Raw genomic sequence first — 1967 nt, 5'->3', positions numbered from 1 at the left:
GTTGTAAATTGTTCATAATCTAACTTTTTATTTAATGATAAAATATCTTTTTCCAATTCTTCTAAAAAAGAAGAATACCGTACTACTATTTGTTCTGGTATCTTCTTATCTAATAAATAACCAAGTACACTACCACATACAGGAAGTGCCGACACAGCACTAATCCCTATATTTCGTAAAAGATCATTTGTATTGGAATCCATAATGTGCCCCTTCTTTAGGTGAAAAAATATAATTTGTAAATTCTTTTCCTAGTTTCGATAAAAACATTCCATCTTTTGGAAATTTCGTTTTTAATTCATTATTTGCTAATACCAAACGATATCTGCCCAAATCTGTCATCAATGCATTAATATATAACCTGTCCTCTACACCGTACAGATCTGTTATAATTTTATAAATATCCCTTTTGTTTGGATTTGTATCAAAATTTTTTAATTCGTTTTTTACATCTAAAAGATAAAATGTTCTTAAAATTACAATTTCATCTGGAACCAGCACAATAACAAGCCGTGTAAAAAAATCAATTTTATCAAACTGTTCAGGTTCTAACACAATATTCATGGTTAAATTTCTAAATGCATTAATCTTTTCATCACGATATTCCTCTACTGCATGCCTAAGTAATTTAGTAAATATACTGTAAAATTCAGGTGTTTCAAAATTGAATGCATCCACTTTTTCTCTCAATTCCTCTAAGTCATCCGATACCTTGCTTATAAATTCATTTCTTTTACGTTCCGCTTCCGATGGAATATATTTGTCTAACAAAAATGAAATTGGCCCACCTACATATGGAACTGTTCCTGTTAAAGCAATCAAACTATTTCTAATAAAATCGTTTGCATCATCCATATATTCGATTCCCCTAAAATCATACAATTTATTTTTCATATCTCATCAGGCCCTCACCTGACTTATTTACAGGTATAAGCTATCACCTATATACTTCCTTATGCCATCTCAGTTACTGTTACTGGGGTCTGACTCCGATATTGGCATCAACCATATGAATGAGTGTACTCCCCTCTGTATTCCATTCAACTTTTTTAATATATTCCTCTATATTAGTCGAATATACAGGTTCTTTCATTGTTAATGTAATCTGATATTCATTATCCTGAATTCAAATATTCTAAGTTTGGACCTGCTCCAAGAACTCCATCCTGCATGCAGCGTTCTTATCTTTTGTCTATTGATTTTAAAGTCCATTCCATTACTGACTGGGCTGCCCAGCTTAAGATCAATCCTCTTTATGCCATCCTCAGTGGATTTGATTTCGGCAATACTCCCGGTGTTGGTACTTTTTATGATTTTTCCAGAAGACTTTGGGATTCGGATTCTGATAATCTTTCTCCCCATATCCGTCCTCTCAAAAAGAAAAAAGTAAAACAGCCTAAGCAGAAAGGTGCTAAAGCCCAACCTTTTTGAGAAAGTTACCGTTGACCAGTTACTTAAATCATTGGAAACGGATTCTTTTTCCATTGATGACCAGCCTTATGCATCCCTCTTTAAGATTTACAGCCATGAGTTTTTGACGGTCTCCGTATCCAAAGGGTTCATCGATCCATCAAGCCTTTCTATTGCCGGTGATGGCACTCCTGTAGTCACATCTGCACGTGAGCGTAAACACTGCGTTTGTGACTGCAAGGAAAAAGCTATTACGGATTGTGACTGCGAACGCTACTTTTCACAACCCAACTGTGATATCGGATGGGATTCTTCCAGGGATTGTTTTTATAATGATTATGATATGTTCTTTATGGGGTCTGACCCCAGAGTATTCTAGTTATTGTTTACAATCAGCTTCCACAATATTGTTTTTTTCACTATTTTTCAAAAACTCATTCCACTTTTTCGATCTTTTTCTACTGTTCTTAATTTATTATCACAAAGTAAGAACAGTTTTCTTACTTTCCACATATAAGATTCATATTGTATAGTTTTCCCTGCAAAAGTTAATTTAT

Annotated in this window: 4 protein-coding genes; 2 read left to right on the top strand and 2 right to left on the bottom strand. The window is 33.8% G+C overall.

Annotation, left to right across the window (positions count from 1 at the left end):
- Both NCY57_RS16555 and NCY57_RS16550 read right to left on the bottom strand, forming a co-directional pair.
- A partial coding sequence (locus NCY57_RS16555) for a hypothetical protein (RefSeq protein ID WP_250789867.1) occupies positions 1-203 on the bottom strand: 203 nt, incomplete at its 3' end.
- Positions 184-855: a hypothetical protein gene (locus NCY57_RS16550; protein WP_250789866.1), complete on the bottom strand. Its 672-nt coding sequence runs from the start codon at positions 853-855 to the stop codon at positions 184-186. The genes NCY57_RS16555 and NCY57_RS16550, both read right to left, overlap by 20 nt.
- A gap of 315 nt (positions 856-1170) precedes the next feature.
- On the opposite strand from NCY57_RS16550, the gene NCY57_RS16545 reads away from it, so the two are divergent.
- Complete coding sequence (locus NCY57_RS16545) at positions 1171-1431, top strand: hypothetical protein (RefSeq protein WP_250789865.1); 261 nt, start codon at positions 1171-1173, stop codon at positions 1429-1431.
- Positions 1409-1789: a hypothetical protein gene (locus NCY57_RS16540; RefSeq protein ID WP_250789864.1), complete on the top strand. Its 381-nt coding sequence runs from the start codon at positions 1409-1411 to the stop codon at positions 1787-1789. The genes NCY57_RS16545 and NCY57_RS16540 overlap by 23 nt, the downstream gene beginning before the upstream one ends.
- Positions 1790-1967 lie beyond the last annotated feature (178 nt).

The organism is Blautia sp. MB18-30 (assembly GCF_023669475.1).
Lineage (GTDB): Bacteria > Bacillota > Clostridia > Lachnospirales > Lachnospiraceae > Blautia_A > Blautia_A fusiformis.
Note: the sequence above shows the minus strand (reverse complement) of the source record. Positions and strands in the feature narration are given on the sequence as shown.